The sequence below is a fragment of the Bacillus sanguinis genome (genome assembly GCF_018332475.1).
In the GTDB taxonomy this organism is placed as follows: domain Bacteria; phylum Bacillota; class Bacilli; order Bacillales; family Bacillaceae_G; genus Bacillus_A; species Bacillus_A sanguinis.
Genome location: NZ_BOQB01000013.1, coordinates 41,191 through 62,024, shown reverse-complemented (window position 1 = coordinate 62,024; position 20,834 = coordinate 41,191). Strand labels below are relative to the sequence as shown.

Here is a 20,834-nt window from a genome sequence, read left to right as displayed (position 1 = left end):
GATAGCACTCCTTACCATAGTATCGTTAAAACTCCATTTCCTGTTTGTAACATTCATGTAGGATAAGATTCGATTCTGAGTTTAGAAGAGCGAGATTACGTTGTTCTAAATGTTCTTCTTTAAATTGAAATAAAGGAGAAAGAAGAGAAGGTAATGTTCGAGGAGATGGCACTACGTATAATTGCTCTATTTGATCGAGTACATAAGCAGAATTAGCGGCAATATGAAATCCCCAGTCAGTTCCGAAAGAAGGAACGATTGTATGATAACTTTTCACAGTTAATCCAGCATGTTCAATTGTGTTACCGATGCTCCAATAAACAAGAGGTGCATCCGCAGGGGAATTAGATTGGCAGACGAACGCGCCGTCTTCTGTTAAGAATGTAGCTATACGAGCAAAAAGTTCGCTTGTATATAAAGTACTTAACAACTCTGTCGCTGGGTCTGGAAAATCAATAATGATTACATCGTATAAAGAGGAAGGAGTACTTAGAAACTCTTTTGCATCACATACGTGTGTATTTACACGATTATCAAAAAATGCGCTTTTGTTTAAAGAAACTAATTCAGGAACATTACGAGCCATATCAATCATCGATCCATCTAAGTCAACAAGATCCACATGTAGTACAGTTTCATATTTCAAAACTTCTCGCAGGGCAAGACCATCGCCACCACCTAATATGAGAACACGTTTTGGATCAATTACTTTTGACATAATTGGATGTACAAGTGCTTCATGATAAATTTGCTCATCGACGGAACTAAATTGTAGTTGCTTGTCCAAATATAAACGGATATCGCTTACTTGTAACAAAGTAATATTTTGATAATTGCTTTGTTCCGCAAATAAATTTGTATGTTCACCAGTTTGTATTTCCTTTAGAGAAATTTCATCCCACACATCTAAGCTGTGTGAATCTGTGGGTACTATGACTACATTTTCCGATTGTACTTGCTTGTCCTGCTTGTCTTGCTTGTCCTGCTTGTCTTGCTTGCCTTGCTTGTCTTGCTTGTCTTGCTTGTCCTGCTTGTCTTGCTTGTCTAGTTTGTCCTGTTTACCATGATTGTCCTGCTTATTTTCTATCTCCTGCTGTTCTAGTTCAAATTTGTCAGAGTCTAATTCAGAGCGCTTGTCTTTTTTATAGCTTGTTATTCTATAAATCTTTATTTTGCTTTGTTTTCTATGTTTTGGCATAGGAATCCCCTTTCGAATTGTGTTATTTTATTCTATTCTATGTAATTTAGTAGAGTCTGCTTGGACAATAGATAAGGGAGTGTGTTCAAGAGGAGTTTATTTTTAATAGATTTTCACGCTAAAAAATTTTTTTTAGTGTTTTTTGTTTTAAATACAACTAGACAACTAAACACTAATCTATTTTCATACAGTTATGTGTTAAAAGCGTGTTGTTTTATAACACACTGTGTGTTTTTTTGCTGACACACTAATTGAAAGCGTTAACACACAAAGAAAACAGTCGAAAAAGTGCTGATTTTAGTAGTTTTAAAAAGTTGGCACGCTAATTGCATTTATAAATAGCGTAAAGAAAAATAAATAAAACATAAATTTTTTATACTACACAAGGGGGATTTTCAAATGAATATTTTATTATGTTGCTCAGCAGGGATGTCTACAAGTTTACTAGTTACAAAAATGGAAGCGGCTGCAAAAGCTCGCGGTCTAGAAGGAAAGATTTGGGCTGTATCTGGGGATGCAGTAAAAACAAATATCGATCAAGCAGATGTACTATTACTAGGACCACAAGTTCGTTACATGCTTTCTTCAATGAAAACGCTTGCTGATGAGAGAAACGTTGGAATCGACGTTATCAATCCAATGCACTACGGCATGATGAATGGAGAAGCAGTTTTAGATCACGCGTTAACACTAAAAAAATAATTAGGGGGGAAGCGAAATGCAAAAATTTATTGCATTTATGGAGAAATATATTGTTCCTGTCGCTGGTAAAATCGGATCGCAACGTCACTTAGCTGCGATCCGTGATGGATTTATTGCAGTTATGCCACTTATTTTAGTTGGTGCACTGGCATCACTAATTAATGGTTTTCCGTCTGAAGCTTTCCAAGAGTTCATGAAAGGTTTGTTTGGTGAAACGTGGAAACAAGTTGGCGGTGGAATGTGGACTGGTTCTTTCGCAATTTTAGCACTAATCATAGCATTTACAACAAGTTATAACTTAGCAAAATCTTACGGCGTTGATGGTTTGTCAGCAGGTATTATTTCATTTGGTGCGTTAATTATTCTTACGCCAACAACACCGAAAGAAGGCGGATTGAACTTAGCTTGGACAGGTGCACAAGGGTTATTCGTAGCAATTATTGTGGCACTCCTTGTTACTGAGGTATTCCGTTTCTTTGTACAAAGAAACATTACTTTTAAAATGCCGGATGGAGTACCACCAGCAGTTTTAAGATCTTTCGCAGCTATCGTTCCAGCATTTGTTATCTTAACAGCAGTTGCAGGTATTCAATTAGCAGTGAAATTAGCTGGTACAAGTGTTCATGAATTTATCTTTAATACGATTCAATCACCACTGCAAAGTTTAGCAGGGACATTACCAAGTGCAATTGTCATTGTACTGCTTGTTCATCTTCTTTGGTTCTTCGGTTTACATGGTCCAAATATCGTTGGTGGTATTATTGAGCCGTTATACTTACCAGCATTAGAGAAAAATATGCAGTTATTCAAAGGTGGCACATCTGCATTTGATGTTCCAAACATTGTTACAAAACCATTCTTTGATACTTTCGTATATCTTGGTGGTTCTGGTGCAACATTAGCATTCTTAGTAGTTGTATTACTTGTAGCAAAAAGTGCACAATTACGCGGTGTATCTCGCTTATCAATTGGACCAGGTGCATTCAATATTAACGAACCAGTAATATTTGGTACACCAATTATTTTAAATCCAGTTTTATTCTTACCGTTTATCATAACACCAATTGTATTAGTAATTACTTCTTATACAGCTATATCTATTGGATGGGTACCAAAAACAGTTGTAATGATTCCATGGGCAACACCACCAATTATTAGTGGTTATCTTGTAACAGGTGGACATCTTTCAGGCGCAATTCTACAGTTATTCAACTTTGTGATTGCGATGGTAATCTACTATCCATTCGTTGTATTATGTGACCGTTCAGTTGTTCGTACTGAAAAAGCAGCGGCGCAAGGAAATAACAACTCTGTACCTATGTAACATAGGGATTGTTCTCACAGATAACATGATCTGTGAGAACAATTACCTTTATATCATGTTCAGAAAGATGAGACCCATCTAGAAGAACACCAAACTATCATTCATAAAATAATAATTTAATAGAAATGTTCAAACTGAAGGGGTAATTAAATCGGTTGAACCATAATAGAGAGGGCGGTAATTATGATGACTACAGCAGAACAAATTCCATTCCAATTAATTTTAAATAGTGGTAATGCAAGAAGCTTTGCAATGGAGGCACTGCAATTCGCTAAACAGGGGAAAATGGCAGAGGCTGATGAAGCGATGGTAAAGGCGAAAGAAGCGATTAATGAAGCGCATCATTTCCAAACAGAGCTCATACAATCAGAAGCAAGAGGAGAAAAAACAGAGATTAGTGTTCTTTTAATTCACGCACAAGATCATTTAATGAATGCGATTACAGTAAAAGAATTAGCAGCAGAATTTATTGACCTTTATAAAAAGTTAGAAGCGAAAGGGGAATAAAGCATGACTGGAATTAAAATTGCTACAATCGGCGGTGGATCTAGTTATACACCAGAATTAATTGAAGGATTTATTAAACGTTATGATGAGCTTCCTGTTCGTGAAATTTGGTTAGTAGATATTGAGGCAGGAAAAGAGAAGTTAGAAATCGTTGGTAACTTAGCGAAACGTATGGTGAAAAAATCAGGTTTACCAATCGAGGTACATTTAACGCTTGATCGTCGTGAAGCATTAAAAGATGCTGACTTCGTAACAACGCAGCTTCGCGTTGGTTTATTAGAAGCACGTGCAAAAGACGAAGCAATCCCGTTAAAATATGATGTAATCGGTCAGGAAACGAATGGTCCTGGTGGTTTATTCAAAGCACTGAGAACGATTCCTGTTATTTTAGATATTTGTAAGGATATGGAGGAGCTTTGTCCGAATGCATGGTTAATTAACTTCGCGAACCCAGCTGGTATGGTAACAGAAGCTGTCCTTCGTTATACAAATATTCAAAGAGTAGTTGGTCTATGTAACGTTCCAATCGGAATCCGCATGGGTCTTGCGAGATTACTTGAAGTAGATGCAAGTCGTGTCCACGTTGATTTTGCAGGTTTAAATCATATGGTATACGGACTAGATGTATACTTAGATGGCGTAAGTGTAATGGATCGTGTGTTAGAGCTTGTAACAGATCCAGAAAAGCAAATTACGATGGAAAATATTGCAGCGCTTAACTGGGAGCCAGACTTTATTCGCGGCCTTCGTGCAATTCCATGTCCATACCACCGTTATTACTACAAAACACGTGAAATGTTAGAAGAAGAGAAAGAAGCTTCGATTGAAAAAGGTACACGTGCAGAGGTAGTAAAACAGTTAGAAGATGATTTATTCGAGCTATATAAAGACCCGAACTTAGATATTAAACCACCACAATTAGAAAAACGTGGCGGTGCTTATTATAGTGACGCAGCATGTAGCTTAATTACGTCTATTTACAATAATAAAGGTGATATCCAGCCTGTTAATACACGAAACAACGGAACAATTGCAAGCTTACCACATGATTCGGCTGTTGAAGTGAACTGTATTATTACGAAAGAAGGTCCAAAACCAATTGCAGTTGGAGATCTTCCGGTACCAGTTCGCGGTTTAGTACAGCAAATTAAATCATTTGAGCGCACAACAATTGAAGCTGCTGTTACAGGGGATTATCATAAAGCGCTGCTTGCTATGACAATTAATCCACTTGTACCATCAGATAAAGTTGCAAAACAAATTTTAGATGAAATGTTGGAAGCACATAAAGAATATCTTCCGCAGTTCTTCAAAAAGGTAGAGAAATAAAGCGGCGCTATTTAGCCCGCTTTTTTTATTCTATTAGGAGGTATTATGATGATTAAGTTAATTGTAAATGCAGATGATTTCGGTCTTACAGAAGGTACAAATTATGGCATTATTGATGGACATATAAATGGACTTGTAAATTCAACGACGATGATGATGAATATGCCCGGAACAGAGCATGCGGTACGCTTAGCAAAAGAGTATAAAACGTTAGGGATAGGAGTACATCTCGTATTAACGGCAGGGAAACCAATTCTTGGAGACGTACCATCACTTGTAAGTAGCGATGGGTTGTTTCATAAACAAAGCGTCGTATGGGAAGGGAAGGTAAATCCAGAAGAAGTCGAGCGAGAATGGACTGCTCAAATTGAGAAATTCTTATCTTACGGATTAACACCAACTCATTTAGATAGTCATCACCATGTGCACAGCTTACCGATTTTGCACGATGTTCTTGAGAGATTAGCGGCTACATATAATGTTCCGATTCGTCGTTGTGAGGAAGAGCGAGCAGTACGCCCGTTTTCTGACGTATTTTACAGTGACTTTTATGCGGATGGTGTGACGGAAGATTACTTTGTGAAGTTAAAAGAAAGAGTACACGGCGAACAAACGGTAGAAATTATGGTTCATCCAGCGTATATTGATCCAGAGCTTGTGAAGCGTTCCTCTTACGTAATAGATCGTGTGAAGGAATTGCGTATTTTAACAGAGAGTGAGTTGCCTGAAGGAATAGAGCTTGTAAAGTTTTAATAGAAAAAAGACGGCTACATTATGCCGTCTTTTTTTATTTACAAAATGGATAGAATATATCCGCCAAAGGCTCCAAGTATAACGATAACCCAAGGTGGTGTTTTCCAAAAAGCGAGCAAGCAAAATAGAAGAGATGCAAAAACAAAATCTACAGCGTTTATAATTGTGCTCGTCCAAATGGGATCGTAAAAAGCGGCAATTAAAATACCAACAACTGCGGCGTTAACACCGAGTAGTGCGCCTTGTATGAAAGATATTTTTCTTACACTGTCCCAAAAGGGTAAAACACCAATAACGAGTAAGAAAGCAGGAAGAAAGATCGCAATTGTTGCGAGTATTGCACCAAGCGTTCCGTTTAACACTGCTCCTATATAAGAAGCGAATGTAAACAGTGGTCCTGGCATTGCTTGTGTTAATCCGTATCCAGCTAGAAACTGTTCTTTTGTCATCATTCCGTTTTGTACGAATTCACCTTCAAGAAGAGGTAGCACGACGTGTCCGCCTCCAAATACAAGTGCGCCAGAGCGATAGAAACTATCGAATAAGGCGATGTAATAAGAGAACGGTCTTAAAATTGGTAGCAGTAGTAATAGTCCGAAGAATAAGACGAGACACGAAACTGCTATCTTTTTTGAAATAGGTACTTTTATATTTTGAGATTGGCTAATTGGTTGGTTGCGATATAAAAACCAGCCGATAAAGCCAGATATGATAATGAGAATGACTTGTGTCCAGCTACTTGGCCATAATAGGGCGATTGCGGCAGTTGCAATTGCAATCGTCGCACGATTTCGGTCTGGCGTTAATTTTTGCGCCATTCCCCATATTGCATGAGCGACAATAGCGACTGCTACAAGTTTTAGCCCATGAATCCAGCCAGCACTTCCAAAATCGAACTGATTAAAGAATGAAGCGAAGAAAACTAAAACGAGCACAGACGGTAGTGTGAATCCAATCCATGAAATAATAGCTCCTAATAGTCCGCCCCTTAATAATCCAACCCCCATACCGACTTGGCTGCTAGCAGGACCAGGAAGGAATTGACTTAGTGCTACTAAATCTCCGTAGCTCCGTTCATCCATCCATTTTTTTTTTTGCACATATTCGTGGTGGAAATACCCAAGATGGGCGACAGGACCACCAAATGAAGTAAGTCCTAATTTAAATGAAACGAGAAAAATCTCTAATAATGTGTGAAAAGTGTATTTGTTATTCTTCAAAATGCCCTCCTAGAATGTTTTTCTAAGTGCATTATACAAGAGGTAGTAAAGCAAAAGGAACGATTCTAATGTAAAGATTGTGTGAATCTTTTCTTCGTAATTAACACTTGAAAAAGTCATAAATGATTATGTATAAACCATAAAGTAGTAGAAGTAGTGCTGGGAAATTTATATAAGGAGAATGCCCGTATGACAACACATTTCTTTGCGAGGTTAACAGGTAAGAGGGAAATACCCCCTGTAAATACAGAAGCTTATGGCGTAGCAGAGTTTATATTTAGTGAGGATTTAAAGAAGTTGCAATATCGGGTCATATTGAAAAACATCGAGAAAGTTACATCATGCCAAATTCATTTAGGGAAAGCAGATCAAATTGGTCCAATTGTTTTAAGTTTATTTGGTCCATTAAAGCAAGGTATTAGTGTTAATGAAGGAGTCGTCACTGGTGTAGTTAATGTGGGGGATTTTGAAGGGCCTTTACAGGGGCGAGCGTTTGATAGCTTACTTCAAGAAATCATTCAGGCGAATGTATATGTAAATGTTTATACGAAGTCCAATAAGAAGGGCGAAATCAGGGGGAGAATTAGGAAAGTAAAGAAGTAGAAAAAAGGCTGTCCATATTTTGGAACAGCCTTTTTTGCTATAAGGTGCAAATTTTAGCGATTCTTGCCGGTAAATCGATATATTTGAAAAGTTGCTGATAAAATCGGAGTTGCGCTGATATATCTTGAAAATCGCTGATAAAATCGGAGTTACGTTCGATATACTAAAAAACTGCCTCGATTAATTTTTTACAGGCTGATTTTTAATGAAGAAGTCCATAACATAAAACACTTCGTCATCAGGTATTTGTATTTCAAATGTATTTTCAATTGGCTGCAATGCTTTTTTAACTTTCATATACATCCAGTATTCATCTTGTCTTCGTTTCTCTTTATCCGGATGAGGGAGGAGGCTTTCTCCTTTTTGAAGACGGTCAACCATACAGCTCATATGCAGAATAACACCCATTAAACTGTCAGGAGTTAGCTGTAAGGAAATTAATTCTTGAATTGTATTCAATGCGTAACGGATCGTTTTAATAAGTAATGCTCCGTCGTTACGCTGCATTTGTTGTTCAAGAATATCAGCCATTTTTGCATATGTTTCTTCATACGTAATTAATTCTTGAATGGGCTGAATTGCTGTGTAGTTTACAATGTCTTGGAAATGATAAGTTAAGCATGGCACCTGCACATCGAAATTCGTAACGATACAAATGATATTCCGCTCTTTTTTTATGTTCTCAATCATTTTTGTTAAATCTTTTTCATGGACGATACTAATCGGGATGATTTCAATTAATTCCTTGTCAAATCGTAAATAGTTCTCCAACATTTTTTGAATAGCTAAAGCACTGCCTTCCCCAGTTAAACAAGCTGTCAAAATAACAGATTTCATTGGTGATAGTGGCTTTTTCTTTTCTTCTTGTACGTTTAAGTAAAACGGTGTTAAGTTCTTCACTGTTTCATATAATGCATCTAACGAGTAGCCAAGCTGAGCTTTTCGAGCAGCTTCTAGTGCATGTGGAGTGCTCGTCATGGAAAGGACACGTACCGGAATTTTGAACTCAGTTTCTAATATATCACCAATATAAGCGAGTGATCCCATATCAACGAGTAAGAGAAGCCCGTTTACATTTTGGAGTGTTTTCATATACACTTTCACGCGTTCTAAGAAATCTTTCGGTGATTCATGTAACGGCATATCGATACCGGTTACTTCCTCAATGCCGAGCAATTCGTTTGCGACGTTTGCCATTTCTGTTGCGATTCCGTTGCCGTGCGCTAATATTAATACTTTTACTTCTGTTTGTGAGGCAGGAATTGGATCAACAACGAAGAACATTGTTAAAAAGCCTGCTTCATCAATAGGCATTGTTATTTGTAATTCGTCCTCCAGTAGTTGAATGCATTGCATAGCTACGGAAAAAGCTTCTTTATATTTCGTACGAATTTGATTTAATTGTGGGTGATGAATTTGTTTCCCAGCCTGCAAACGTTGTAGAGTTGTCTGTACATGTAAGCTTAAAGCGAGAAATACTTTTTCATCAAACGTCTTAGATAAATGTTTTTCAGCAAGTTCCGCAATTTTTTCACATACGGAAACGATATTACGATCCACAATTTTAAAAACATTTTCATGACTTGTTTTTTTAGAAATTTGGTTAAAATATTGTACGAAAAAGCTTTGAATATCATTTTCTATTAGTAATTCTAATTCGTCCTCTTCAATACCGCGAGCTTGAAGTTCTTCATATTTATAATCAATATAATCGTATATAGAAGATTGTTTTTCATTTTCTATTTTATGATTACTCCAACCTTCATTACCTGTAAATACAAATGTTTCATTTGGTATTTGGTATAGATGACGGCTTTTTCTTTCAATGAATAGCCCTTCTTTCATATACCAAGGTAAATCTGTACTTGAAACATAGACAGAATCACGTTTCTTTGTCACAAAGTCAGAATAGGCTTTTGCACAGGCAATTTGTACATCCGTTTTTAATTGCCCGATGTTATTGGGACAATTGTAAAAGACGAAAGCACGCATTGCATTCGGGCTAACGTGAATTTCTTTTCGCAGGCGGATTGCTTCATTTGTGAAAAATAGTTGCAGTAAAGCAAATCGTTCTTTATGTGTACGCTCACGAAGTGGTGGCAGCGTAACAGTCATCGGTATACGTCTTGTAAATGTTTTTAATAAAAATGAATTTGGTTCTTCTGTTGTTGCAGTAATGATTAATACTTGTGCCTTACGCTCGTTTTCTGTTTCTCCAAGGCGGCGGTATACTCCGCGGTCAATAAAGGTAAAAAGCATTTCTTGTCCCTCTGGAGGAAGGCGATGTACTTCATCTAAGAAAAGGATCCCTTCATGTGCTTTTTCAATTAACCCTTTTTGATCACTTGCCCCTGTATACGCTCCTTTTTTAATCCCAAATAATTGCCCTAGTAGTAGCTGTGGGTTATTTGCATAATCAGCACAGTTAAAGACGATAAATGGTGCATTTTTAGGAAGCTGTTCAACTTCAATTGCATATTCGTGCATTAAAGAAGCAAACATGGATTTTCCGACGCCTGTTTCTCCGAGCAGTAAAGTATGCATACCGTTTGGAGGATAGAGAATAGAAGCTTTCGCTTTTTCAATTGCGATTTTAAGGCTCGTATTTTCAACTGCAAATGTATCTAATGAAGTCATTTCCTTTGAATGCGTTTCCAATGAAGCGTTCGTTTCTATATAAAAACGAACAGGACGCGTATTTGTTTTTAATAAACGTTTATCTTTTACAAGTTTGTTTAAGTCGCTACTTACATTGGCTCGATCTAGTTGCAACAGGGTAGCGAGTTCTGATGCAGTTACACCTTCTGTATAATTGCCTTTTTGTATTGCGTTAAAAATGAGATCTATTCGTTTCATTTCTATTCACCTCGAAACTTCATCACTATTTAAAATTTTACACAAAAATGGGAAGGGTGGGAAGAGAAAAATAAAACAGCTTTAGCACATAGGCACTAAAGCTGTTACAATCTTGTGTCTTTCCAAAAATTAACTTTGAGATGAGAAGATGGATTATAGGGAAGAAGTTTGTATCCTTGTGACTGTAAATAATCAATTACTTTTGGCAGTATTTGTACAGTGACACTCGAATCATGCATTAAAATTACTTCGACTTGTTCATCGCTTTGATTACGTACCCTTTCTAGTATGGCAGAAGGATTGTCATAGCTTTTCCAGTCATATGTATCGATTGTCCAATCCCACATTTTATACCGGGCTGATACAAGTGCATCACGGTAATTCTTTTTTAAATACGGCATGCTACCATACGGGACACGAACGAGATGTGTATTTAATTTTGTAACTTGCTGGACAATGTTTTGTGTTTGTTCCATTTCTGTAATTAAAGCAGATGGATCACCAGTGTAAAGGCGTTTTACATCGTGTGACATACTATGAAGTCCAATATAATGTCCATCTTTAATTAATCGTTGCATTGTCTTTTTATAATGTGGTACTTTTCCACCAATAACAAAGAAAGTTGCTTTTCCGTTCTTTTCTTTTAAGATGTTTAAAATTTGCGTAGTATATTTGTTTGGTCCGTCATCAAATGTTAAGTACGCGATTTTTTGGGTAGAAGAGGTAGTTTCAGTGTTTGGATGATGTTCAGCAGGAACCATTGTAGTTGCCCCTGCATGAGATGACGCGTACATAGTAATCGTTAAAAATAAAATAATGTATTGAAATACTCGCTTGATCATAACATTCACCCTCAGTTTGACAATCAAGATGTAAAAAAGAAAATATAATCCTTTTCTTATTATGTATATCTTTCTCCAATAGTGGAACTCTCAAACAAACTATATTTTGGAAATATGAAATGGGGAGTAAAAAATAAAAAATAGCATCCTCTTATAAGAAAGAGGATGCTATTTGAATATTTCATAATTGTAAAGGCTATACTACAATTAGTCTTCGCGTTTTTTCACTTTTTTATAAAAGGAAATAAGTGGTTTGTAACGTTCATGTACAAGCCCAATTACTTCAGCAATGATCTCTGTAAAGAAGATTAAAACGAAAAGAAGAATAATGGATAACCATAATGTCGCACTAGAGAAAATGATTGCATTTACACTAAAGAAAATACCGAATGCGTATATAATTAGTACCGTTTTACGATGAGAGAAGCCCATTGCAAGTAAACGGTGATGTAAATGCGATTTATCTGGTGCCGATATAGGTTTTTTATTTACGATACGACGGATAATCGCAAATGTCGTATCGAATACAGGTACGCCTAAAATGATAACTGGAACGATAAAGCTGAATAACGTTACACTTTTGTATAATCCAAGTAACGATATAACAGAAATACAGTATCCTAAAAATAGTGCGCCTGTATCTCCCATGAAAATTTTTGCTGGATGGAAGTTGTAGAATAAAAATCCAATTGTACTTGCTAATGTAATTAATGCTAGTGGTAAGATAATAGCGGCTCCAGTGCCCCATGGGCTAGTGAAGGCCATATATGCTAGCGTTGCAAGCACGATAGATGAAATACCAGCAGATAACCCATCTAAGCCATCAATTAAGTTGATTGCATTTGTAATACCTACAATCCAAAATACTGTAATTGGATAAGCAAGCCATCCGAGTTCAGTATCCCCGAGGATTGGAATATATAATACTTGCACTAATAATCCACTTTTTACAATCATCATGGCAACTAATAGTTGTCCACCGAATTTTACCTTCGCAGATAACTCGTACATATCATCTAAAATACCGATGATTACAATGATAATCGCACCTAGCGTTATCGATAACATTCTTTGTTCGTATAAGCCGCCGACAACAAATCCTACAGCTACACCAATAAATATCGCTAATCCGCCAAGACGAGGCATGATCTTTTGGTGTACTTTACGAGCGTTTGGCTTATCTGTTGCTCCTATTTTAAAAGCTAACTTAATAACTAAAGGAGTAACGACGAGTACAGTGATGAAAGATGCCAAAATGGCATAAATCACTTGTGAGTCCATTAATACCCCACCCTTTTATAGTCTAACGTAATTTTTTTAAAATGTATTTATCTGAAAATTATGATGTTTATTTACAGGCTCATAACATATGGTATCACAAAAAGATTAGAATTCAATCTTTTTTTCTTTGTACGGCAAATGGAAGCAGCTAGAATATATGACAATTGTATACAGAATATTGAATCGTTTGAGAAGGTTAATCGTATTGGACTTTAGAATATGACATTTTCTCTTTTTCTTCGATAATGAATATTTTTATTTCAGTATTATAAGTGTTACACGTAAAATGAGTAAGTTCCGTGTTAAAATGTGGGAATTTATCAGTATGAACGGCCAGTAAGGCTTTCACCTCAAAATTCAGTTGGGGCAAAGAAATTAGTGGGAACCTTCATTCCTATAAAATCTTGATTGGTTTAACTAATAATTAGTGAAGGATGGATACCCCTCACTGAATAAAACTTCATTTTATATTCTTGCATGTAATTTTACAAAAACTTAAAAAAGAATGGAAAAAGTAATTCATATAATAAAGAAGTAAAAGAGTTTTCTCATTTTTAATGTGAGAGGGGGAAGCACAGGAGAAATTTTATGTATTCGTATATTTTCTATTGTATATTCCTGTGCGAAAAGGAAATGAAAATTACGATAATAGGTACCGGATACGTTGGGTTGATTACAGGAGTAGGGTTGGCTATGTTAGGCCATTCAGTCACATGTTTTGATATAAGTGATGAGAAAATTGAACAGATAAAGCAAGGGAATCTGCCTATTTATGAAGCGGGTTTATATGAATTAATACATGATGCATGTGAGAATGATTGTTTAAGTTTTACAACAAGCAGAGTAAAAGCATTTTACGATGCAGAATTTATATTTATTGCAGTTGGAACGCCATCTTTATTAGATGGGACAGCGGATTTAACATATATTCGAAGTGCTTGTGACGATATCGGAACATATGCGACGAATGATATTATTGTCGTTACGAAAAGTACGGTTCCTGTAGGTACAAATGATGTTATGAGGGGATGGATTGAGGAGAAATTACAAAATAGATATGAATTACATATCGTATCGAATCCAGAATTTTTACGAGAAGGTTCAGGGATTTACGATTTTTTTCAGGGAGATCGCATTGTAATTGGAGCAGATAATGAGGAAGCGGCACGAAAAGTGGCGAATTTGTATAGTGAATTACGCTTGAAAACATATGTTACAAATATAAAAAGTGCAGAGATGATTAAATATGCATCGAATGCTTTTTTAGCGACAAAAATTAGTTTTATCAATGAAATTTCAAATATATGTGAGAAGGTAGGAGCCAATGTATTAGACGTTGCACAAGGGATGGGAATGGATAAGAGAATTGGGGCGTCTTTTTTAAATGCGGGCATTGGTTACGGAGGGTCGTGTTTTCCGAAAGATACGAAAGCGCTTGTGCAGATTGCAGGAAATGTGGCGCATGATTTTCGCTTGTTAAAAGCAGTCATTGAAGTGAATAATAAACAACAGTTGTTATTGATTGAGAAAGCGAAGAAAGTATTAAATATGAATAAGAAGCGGATTGCGGTGCTGGGAGCGGCATTTAAACCGAATACTGATGATATAAGAGACGCACCGTCCCTTATTATGATACGAGAATTAATTCATATAGGTGCGGATGTAGTTCTATATGACCCAAAAGCGATTCCAAATATGAAAAATATCTTTGGAGAGACTATACAATATAGCGAATGTATAGATGAATCGATTAGAGGAGCGAGTGCGGCTTTTATCATGACAGAATGGGAGGCTATCCGAGCTTATCCGTTAGAAAAGTACGCACAACTTATGAGAGAGCCTATTTTATTCGATGGAAGAAATTGTTATACTGATGAGGGTGTCAAGAAGCAAGAGATAGATTATTATTCGGTTGGCAGAGAAAGTATTTGTAAGAGGGACTTTTCCGTTATTCGTTAAAAGGCATGTATTCATGTATATTCTTATATGTCATAATAGAATTTGTAACTAGTGAAAGAAAAGAGGCAATGAAATGACTGAACGTTTAAAAGTAATGACAATTTTCGGGACACGTCCAGAAGCAATTAAAATGGCACCTCTTGTGTTAGAGTTGCAAAAACATCCAGAAAAAATTGAATCGATTGTGACTGTAACAGCACAACATCGTCAAATGTTAGACCAAGTATTAAGTATCTTTGGAATTACGCCAGATTTCGATTTGAATATTATGAAAGACCGCCAAACTTTAATTGACATTACAACGCGTGGTTTAGAAGGTTTGGATAAAGTGATGAAAGAAGCAAAGCCGGATATTGTACTTGTACATGGTGATACAACGACAACATTTATTGCAAGTTTAGCTGCTTTCTATAATCAAATTCCAGTAGGTCATGTTGAAGCAGGACTTCGTACATGGGATAAATATTCTCCATACCCAGAAGAGATGAATCGTCAATTAACAGGTGTAATGGCAGATCTTCATTTCTCACCTACAGCAAAATCAGCAACGAACTTACAGAAAGAAAATAAAGATGAGTCACGCATTTTCATAACAGGAAATACAGCGATTGACGCACTAAAAACGACTGTAAAAGAAACATATAGTCACCCTGTACTAGAGAAGCTTGGAAATGATCGTCTTGTACTTATGACAGCTCACCGTCGTGAAAACTTAGGAGAGCCAATGCGTAATATGTTCCGTGCAATTAAGCGTCTTGTTGATAAGCATGAAGACGTACAAGTTGTGTATCCTGTTCATATGAACCCTGTTGTTCGTGAAACAGCGAATGATATTTTAGGCGATCATAGCCGCATTCATTTAATTGAGCCGCTAGATGTAATTGATTTCCACAATGTTGCAGCTCGTTCATACTTAATGTTAACTGATTCTGGTGGTGTACAAGAGGAAGCGCCGTCACTTGGTGTACCGGTTCTTGTTCTTCGTGATACAACAGAGCGCCCAGAAGGTATTGAAGCAGGTACATTGAAATTAGCAGGAACAGACGAAGAGACAATCTTTGGTCTTGCTGATGAGTTGTTATCAGATAAAGAGGCTCATGATAAGATGTCAAAAGCATCTAATCCTTACGGTGATGGCCGTGCATCAGAGCGTATTGTAGAAGCAATTTTAAAACACTTTAATAAGTAAATAAAAAAGAGCCAAATCGTATGATTTGGCTCTTTTTGTTATTGCTGATTTCTCATAATCCACTCTGCATGAGCATTCGTAGAAGGAGGTGGCTCAGTTGGTGTTTTGTTCTGATTCTGATTCGTTTCTTTCTTTGCTTTTTCGTTAGAGCTTGAAGAAGGATTTGATTCGGTTTTTGTTGTTGGATCTTCTTGAGTGTTTGCTGTTTCCCCTAATTCTTTTTTAATTTCGTTACGTACTGTCTCTACACCGATTGGATCTGGAAGGAAGTAATAAATACCACCTATTTTTTTGTCTTCTCCTTCAAGTTTGAACGTTTGTATTGTAGAAGGATCAAACCCAGATATTTTATTGTAAAGTGCAAGTCCGTCAGAAATAGGAATGTCAGTTTTTATATATTTTCCAACGACTGCCGTTAAATCTTTAATTTTAAATACGGTAGAGGCTGAATTTAGTTTTTGAGCAACAGCGGCTAGTAACTGTCTTTGTCTAGCGGCTCGACCATAATCGCCGTTTGGATCCTGCTTTCGCATACGTACGTATGCGAGAGCTTCTTCCCCATTTAAGTCTTGTTGTCCTTGCTTAAATTCGATTTTCTTGTAGTAATCCACGTCCGAACGCTCCCAAAAATCGAATGGGACATCAACGGTAACACCGCCAACAGCATCAACAATACCTTTAAAGCCTTGGAAATCAATTTTAATATAATGGTCTACAGGAACTTTTAGAAAACCTTCGACAGTTTTGATTGCCATTTCTTCTCCGCCGTAAGCGTGCGCAGCGTTAATTTTGTCCTCTTTGTTCTTCCCGACAATTGGAACGCGACTATCACGAGGGATGCTCATAAGCGAAATCTTTTTAGTCTTAGGATTGACTGTCGCAAACATTAATGAATCTGTACGACCATTTTGACCGTCCGTTGCATAATCTTCTATACCCATAATAAGGAGTGTAAAAGGCTCCTTTGTAATTTCCACATCTTCGGTTCTCAAGTCCGATTTTTGACGAGTAAAACCACTATACATCCCCATGAGAGAAGAGTAGGAATTTAATATATAAAGTCCTACACCACCAAATAAAAATACGAAAATAAGGAAGTAGAAAAACTTTCTTCTTCGTTTCTTTTTTATTCTGCTATTTTGGAGATGATAATAACGTTCTTCCATATATAATCTCCTTAGTTCATTTGTAGGGAAGTAATTCACTACATTAATCTTTAAAGGTGAGGATGTAGTTATTCTTAGATAACATCTTGTTCTAAGTACAACATATCTCCTTCTGTAATTTTACATTTCCCATTTGTTAATTCAATCATCCAATCTGTGAATGCTTGTTTTCCGTCTTCTTCTACATACGTATCAAATGTGACATTCTCTAGATAATGTATATCTTTAATGGCATATTTTGAATTGCGTAATTCATTTTCAACCTTGCCAAGTAATGTGTAATCAATGTCGGTCTGCATAACACGCATTAGTTTTCGCTCGACAACACCGACATGGTTAATGCCCTCGCTTGTACATTTTCCATATGCGCGAATTAATCCACCTGCGCCAAGTTTGATGCCGCCAAAATAGCGAGTAACGACAACGACGGTATCTTTTAAACCGCGTTTTTTTAGTACTTCTAACATAGGTACGCCAGCTGTACCGCTAGGTTCTCCATCATCATTCGCTTTTTGTATTTGATCTTGTTCGCCAATCAAATACGCAGAACAATTATGTGTGGCATTCCAATTTTGTTTTTTAATTTTTTGTATAAATTCTTGAGCTTCTTCTTCGGTTGTAGCTCGACTAACATAACAGATAAATCTTGATTTTTGAATGACAATTTCGTGCTCACCGTAGTCTTTGATTGTTAAATATTGTAATAACACTCGTATACGCCCCTATCTACCAAAATGACTAGTACTTTACATTTTAAAAGCGAGCGTTTTTATATTCAAACATTTTTTATAAATAAGTTGAAATTTTTGGTGAGTATTTCCCCTTTTTGTTGTAATTTGTCGAGATGGTGAGTATAATTTCAAATCGGCATTTTCATGTATGGATGCACCATTTTTAGTTTTCGTGTAAACTTAGGGAATAAAAACTTTTTTATAAGGCAGGTACGCAAATGAAAACAGCTATTGTTACTGATAGTACAGCATATATACCGAAGCATATTCGTGATGAACTCAATATATATATGATTCCATTAAACGTTGTGTTTGGAACGGAATCTTATCAAGAAGAAGCTGAAATTTCAGTAGATGATTTCTATGTAAAAGTACGTGAGCAAGAAGAACTTCCGAAAACTTCTCAGCCAGCAATCGGAAAGTTTGTTGAGTTATTTGAAGAACTATCGAAGGATTATGATGCGGTTATTAGCATTCATCTTTCAAGTGGGATTAGTGGTACATATCAAACGGCAACGACAGCCGGGCAAATGGTAGAGGGTATTGATGTATATACGTACGACTCTGAAATTAGTTGTGAAGTACAAGGATTCTATGTACGTGAAGGGGCAAAATTAGCAAGTGAAGGAAAAGATCCGAAAGAAATTGTTGCCCGTTTTGATGAAATGAAGCAAACGATGGACGCCTATTTTGTAGTGGATGATTTACATCATTTACAACGTGGCGGCCGATTAAATAGTGCACAAGCCTTCATTGGTAGTTTGTTACAAGTGAAGCCGGTTTTATATTTTAGAGATAAAATCATTATTCCATTTGAAAAGATTCGTACGCGTAAAAAAGCGTTAAAACGAATTGTTGAAATTTTTGATGAGCAAGCAAGTAAAGGTGTACCTATGGAAGCAGTTATTATTCATGCACAACGTGAAGAGGAAGCGAATGAATGGAAGGCTGAATTAGAAGCAAAATATCCTCATGTCACAATTCGCACAGGTTATTTTGGTGCTGTAATTGGTACGCATTTAGGTGAAGGTGCACTAGGTCTTGGATGGTATACGAAGTAATAAGATATAAAAAGCTCTCTTTTTGAAGAGGGTTTTTTTACGGATATTTTACGTGTAGTTGACAAGTTAATATTTGGAAATGGTAAAATGTACGTAAAATATAATAATGAGGAAAGTTTTATAACTTACTTTTTACAAGAGACTATATTATAATAGAAGAGAGGTGAAACATATGGAGCATAATTCTTGTTTATGTCCAAAGTTTGAGTCAGCTTTTACTTTGCTTAGTAAAAAATGGACTGGCTTAATTATTAAATCTTTGCTTGAAGAGTCAAAACGTTTCAGAGAAATTGCAGATATTATACCAAATATGAGCGATCGCATGTTGTCAGAGCGTTTAAAAGAATTGGAAAGCGAAGGCATTGTAGTTCGTAATGTTTATCCAGAAGTACCAGTTCGAATTGAGTACGGCTTAACTGAAAAAGGGAAAGCATTAGAAAGTGTTATGGATGAAGTCCAAAACTGGGCTGAGAAATGGATGAAATAACGCTTGGATTACATTCGTATTAGTATATTTAATAAAACGTAAGGGAAACCTTGCGTTTTTTTCTTTGCTTATAAAAAGCTTTTAAAATTCTACACATACATACAAAAATATGCATATTTTACGATGGAGTTACATATAATATTACATTTGTTTTACAATAGCGTAACATTAGCAAAAAAAATCCCGAATTATGGTATAAATTTTATAGGTTATATACGGAAAAAAGACAAAAGAAAGCGGTGTAAAAAATAAAATGAAAAAGCTAAAAATGGCATCTTGCGCATTAGTTGCAGGGTTAATGTTTTCAGGACTAACACCAAATGTATTTGCAGAAGATAAAATTTCTGACGTGAAATCACAAATTAATACACAAAATGACACTTTACATAAACAACAAAAAGAACGTGATGAATTACAAAAACAAATGAACGACTTAAACAAAACGATTCAAGGTTTAGATAAGTCTGTTCAAGAGAATGCTTCAAAACTTGATGAAACAACGAAAAAAGTTGCTGATACTGAGAAATTAATCGAAAATAAAAATAAAGATATTGCAGAACTACAAACGAAAATTGCAAAACGTGAAGAGTTATTAAGAAAACGTTTAGTTGCACTTCAAGAACAACCAAACACAAATGTTGTAACAGAAGTTCTTGTAAACTCTAAAAACGTTGCAGATTTAGTTGATCGTTTAACTTCTGTTTCTAAAATTCTTGAGTCTGACGAAGATATCATGAAAACACAACAAGAAGACCAAGCGAACGTGAAAAAAGATGTTGAAACGGTAAAAACAAAGCAAAAAGAACTAAAAGAAGCACAAGCTCAAATTGAAACTGCTAAGAAAGAACTTGACGCTGAAAAAGCGAAAAAAGCAACAGCAGTAAACGATTTAAGCGGTAAAATGGACACAGTTGTAACTTCAATGACAAGCACGGAAAGTCAATTGAAAGATCTTGAAAAACAAGCACTGCAATTACAACGTATTGCTGAACAAGAAGCGCAAGAAAAAGCTGCACAAGAAGCTGCTGCTCAAAAACAAGCAGAACAAGCTGCTAAAGATGCGCAAGCTCAGCAAGCACAAGCACCTGCTCAGCAAGCTGCACCAGCAAACAATGGTGGACAAGCTAAAAAAGAAGAACCTAAAAAAGAGGAACCTAAAAAAGAAGAGCCTAAAAAAGAAGCACCTAAGCAAGAAAAGAAACAAGCAGAACCAGCACCAACTACAAATGCGGGCGGTGTAATTGGTAAGGCGCAAGGCTACTTAGGTTTACCATATGTTTGGGGAAGTGCATCTCCATCAAACGGTGGTTTTGACTGTAGTGGATTCATTTCTTACATCTATGGTGTAGGACGTCAAGACGTTGCAGGTTACTGGAACTCAGTTTCTAAAGTAAGTAGCCCACAACCTGGAGATTTAGTATTCTTCCAAGGTACTTATAAGCCAGGTCCATCTCACATCGGTATTTACGTTGGTAATGGCCAAATGATTCATGCTGGTGATAAAGGGATTGCATACTCTAGCTTAAGCAGTAGCTATAACCAAAAACATTTCTTAGGATACGGTCGATTCTAGGATTTATAATCGAATAAAACATGTGTATAAAGTCGATAGCTTACTATTTTATA

At 36.3% G+C, this 20,834-nt stretch carries 17 protein-coding genes and 1 pseudogene; 11 read left to right on the top strand and 7 right to left on the bottom strand.

What is annotated here, in order from left to right:
* Positions 1-25 precede the first annotated feature (25 nt).
* Entirely contained in the window at positions 26-1,198 is a 1,173-nt protein-coding gene (locus KI369_RS01890; protein WP_212954885.1) for a polyamine aminopropyltransferase, read from the bottom strand.
* 399 nt (positions 1,199-1,597) lie between these two features.
* On the opposite strand from KI369_RS01890, the gene KI369_RS01885 reads away from it, so the two are divergent.
* The 5 genes from KI369_RS01885 (at position 1,598) to chbG (ending at position 5,813) form a co-directional block, all read left to right on the top strand.
* Positions 1,598-1,900, top strand: coding sequence for a PTS sugar transporter subunit IIB (locus KI369_RS01885; RefSeq protein ID WP_001023569.1), 303 nt, complete (start codon positions 1,598-1,600; stop codon positions 1,898-1,900).
* Positions 1,901-1,916: 16 nt separating this feature from the next.
* Positions 1,917-3,224, top strand: coding sequence for a PTS cellobiose transporter subunit IIC (gene celB, locus KI369_RS01880; RefSeq protein ID WP_212954884.1), 1,308 nt, complete (start codon positions 1,917-1,919; stop codon positions 3,222-3,224).
* Positions 3,225-3,407: 183 nt separating this feature from the next.
* A complete protein-coding gene (locus tag KI369_RS01875) occupies positions 3,408-3,731 on the top strand; it encodes a PTS lactose/cellobiose transporter subunit IIA (protein WP_000989050.1) in 324 nt (107 codons plus the stop codon).
* Between the two features lie 3 nt (positions 3,732-3,734).
* Positions 3,735-5,060 carry a 6-phospho-beta-glucosidase gene (gene celF, locus KI369_RS01870; protein ID WP_000145754.1) on the top strand — a complete coding sequence of 442 codons (1,326 nt, stop codon included), beginning with the start codon at positions 3,735-3,737 and terminating at the stop codon, positions 5,058-5,060.
* Between the two features lie 48 nt (positions 5,061-5,108).
* Entirely contained in the window at positions 5,109-5,813 is a 705-nt protein-coding gene (gene chbG / locus KI369_RS01865) for a chitin disaccharide deacetylase (RefSeq protein WP_000593466.1), read from the top strand.
* Between the two features lie 38 nt (positions 5,814-5,851).
* On the opposite strand, the gene KI369_RS01860 is transcribed toward chbG, so the two are convergent.
* Positions 5,852-7,033, bottom strand: a complete 1,182-nt coding sequence (locus KI369_RS01860; protein WP_212954883.1) for a chromate transporter — start codon at positions 7,031-7,033, stop codon at positions 5,852-5,854.
* A 189-nt stretch (positions 7,034-7,222) separates the two neighbouring features.
* On the opposite strand from KI369_RS01860, the gene exsM reads away from it, so the two are divergent.
* On the top strand, positions 7,223-7,636 hold the full coding sequence (gene exsM, locus KI369_RS01855) for an exosporium regulatory protein ExsM (protein ID WP_000207028.1): 414 nt from the start codon (positions 7,223-7,225) through the stop codon (positions 7,634-7,636).
* 180 nt (positions 7,637-7,816) lie between these two features.
* On the opposite strand, the gene KI369_RS01850 is transcribed toward exsM, so the two are convergent.
* From KI369_RS01850 to tagO, 3 genes are all read right to left on the bottom strand, one after another.
* Positions 7,817-10,492, bottom strand: coding sequence for a sigma-54-dependent transcriptional regulator (locus KI369_RS01850; protein WP_212954882.1), 2,676 nt, complete (start codon positions 10,490-10,492; stop codon positions 7,817-7,819).
* Positions 10,493-10,596: 104 nt separating this feature from the next.
* Complete coding sequence (locus KI369_RS01845; protein WP_212954881.1) at positions 10,597-11,334, bottom strand: polysaccharide deacetylase family protein; 738 nt, start codon at positions 11,332-11,334, stop codon at positions 10,597-10,599.
* Positions 11,335-11,541: 207 nt separating this feature from the next.
* A complete protein-coding gene (gene tagO, locus KI369_RS01840; protein WP_000378314.1) occupies positions 11,542-12,615 on the bottom strand; it encodes a UDP-N-acetylglucosamine--undecaprenyl-phosphate N-acetylglucosaminephosphotransferase TagO in 1,074 nt (357 codons plus the stop codon).
* Positions 12,616-13,203: 588 nt separating this feature from the next.
* Here tagO and KI369_RS01835 point away from each other — a divergent pair.
* Together KI369_RS01835 and wecB are read left to right on the top strand one after the other, a co-directional pair.
* Complete coding sequence (locus tag KI369_RS01835) at positions 13,204-14,574, top strand: UDP-glucose dehydrogenase family protein (protein WP_274382455.1); 1,371 nt, start codon at positions 13,204-13,206, stop codon at positions 14,572-14,574.
* A 73-nt stretch (positions 14,575-14,647) separates the two neighbouring features.
* Complete coding sequence (gene wecB / locus KI369_RS01830) at positions 14,648-15,763, top strand: non-hydrolyzing UDP-N-acetylglucosamine 2-epimerase (protein ID WP_212954880.1); 1,116 nt, start codon at positions 14,648-14,650, stop codon at positions 15,761-15,763.
* Positions 15,764-15,801: 38 nt separating this feature from the next.
* On the opposite strand, the gene KI369_RS01825 is transcribed toward wecB, so the two are convergent.
* Together KI369_RS01825 and KI369_RS01820 are read right to left on the bottom strand one after the other, a co-directional pair.
* Positions 15,802-16,929 carry an LCP family protein gene (locus KI369_RS01825; RefSeq protein ID WP_212954879.1) on the bottom strand — a complete coding sequence of 376 codons (1,128 nt, stop codon included), beginning with the start codon at positions 16,927-16,929 and terminating at the stop codon, positions 15,802-15,804.
* 74 nt (positions 16,930-17,003) lie between these two features.
* Positions 17,004-17,639 carry a YigZ family protein gene (locus KI369_RS01820; protein WP_212954878.1) on the bottom strand — a complete coding sequence of 212 codons (636 nt, stop codon included), beginning with the start codon at positions 17,637-17,639 and terminating at the stop codon, positions 17,004-17,006.
* A gap of 239 nt (positions 17,640-17,878) precedes the next feature.
* Between KI369_RS01820 and KI369_RS01815 the strand changes: the two genes are divergently transcribed.
* From KI369_RS01815 to KI369_RS01805, 3 genes and pseudogenes are all read left to right on the top strand, one after another.
* Complete coding sequence (locus KI369_RS01815; protein ID WP_144615092.1) at positions 17,879-18,721, top strand: DegV family protein; 843 nt, start codon at positions 17,879-17,881, stop codon at positions 18,719-18,721.
* 172 nt (positions 18,722-18,893) lie between these two features.
* On the top strand, positions 18,894-19,208 hold the full coding sequence (locus KI369_RS01810) for a winged helix-turn-helix transcriptional regulator (protein ID WP_000400858.1): 315 nt from the start codon (positions 18,894-18,896) through the stop codon (positions 19,206-19,208).
* Between the two features lie 147 nt (positions 19,209-19,355).
* Positions 19,356-20,781: pseudogene (locus KI369_RS01805) on the top strand (C40 family peptidase).
* Positions 20,782-20,834 lie beyond the last annotated feature (53 nt).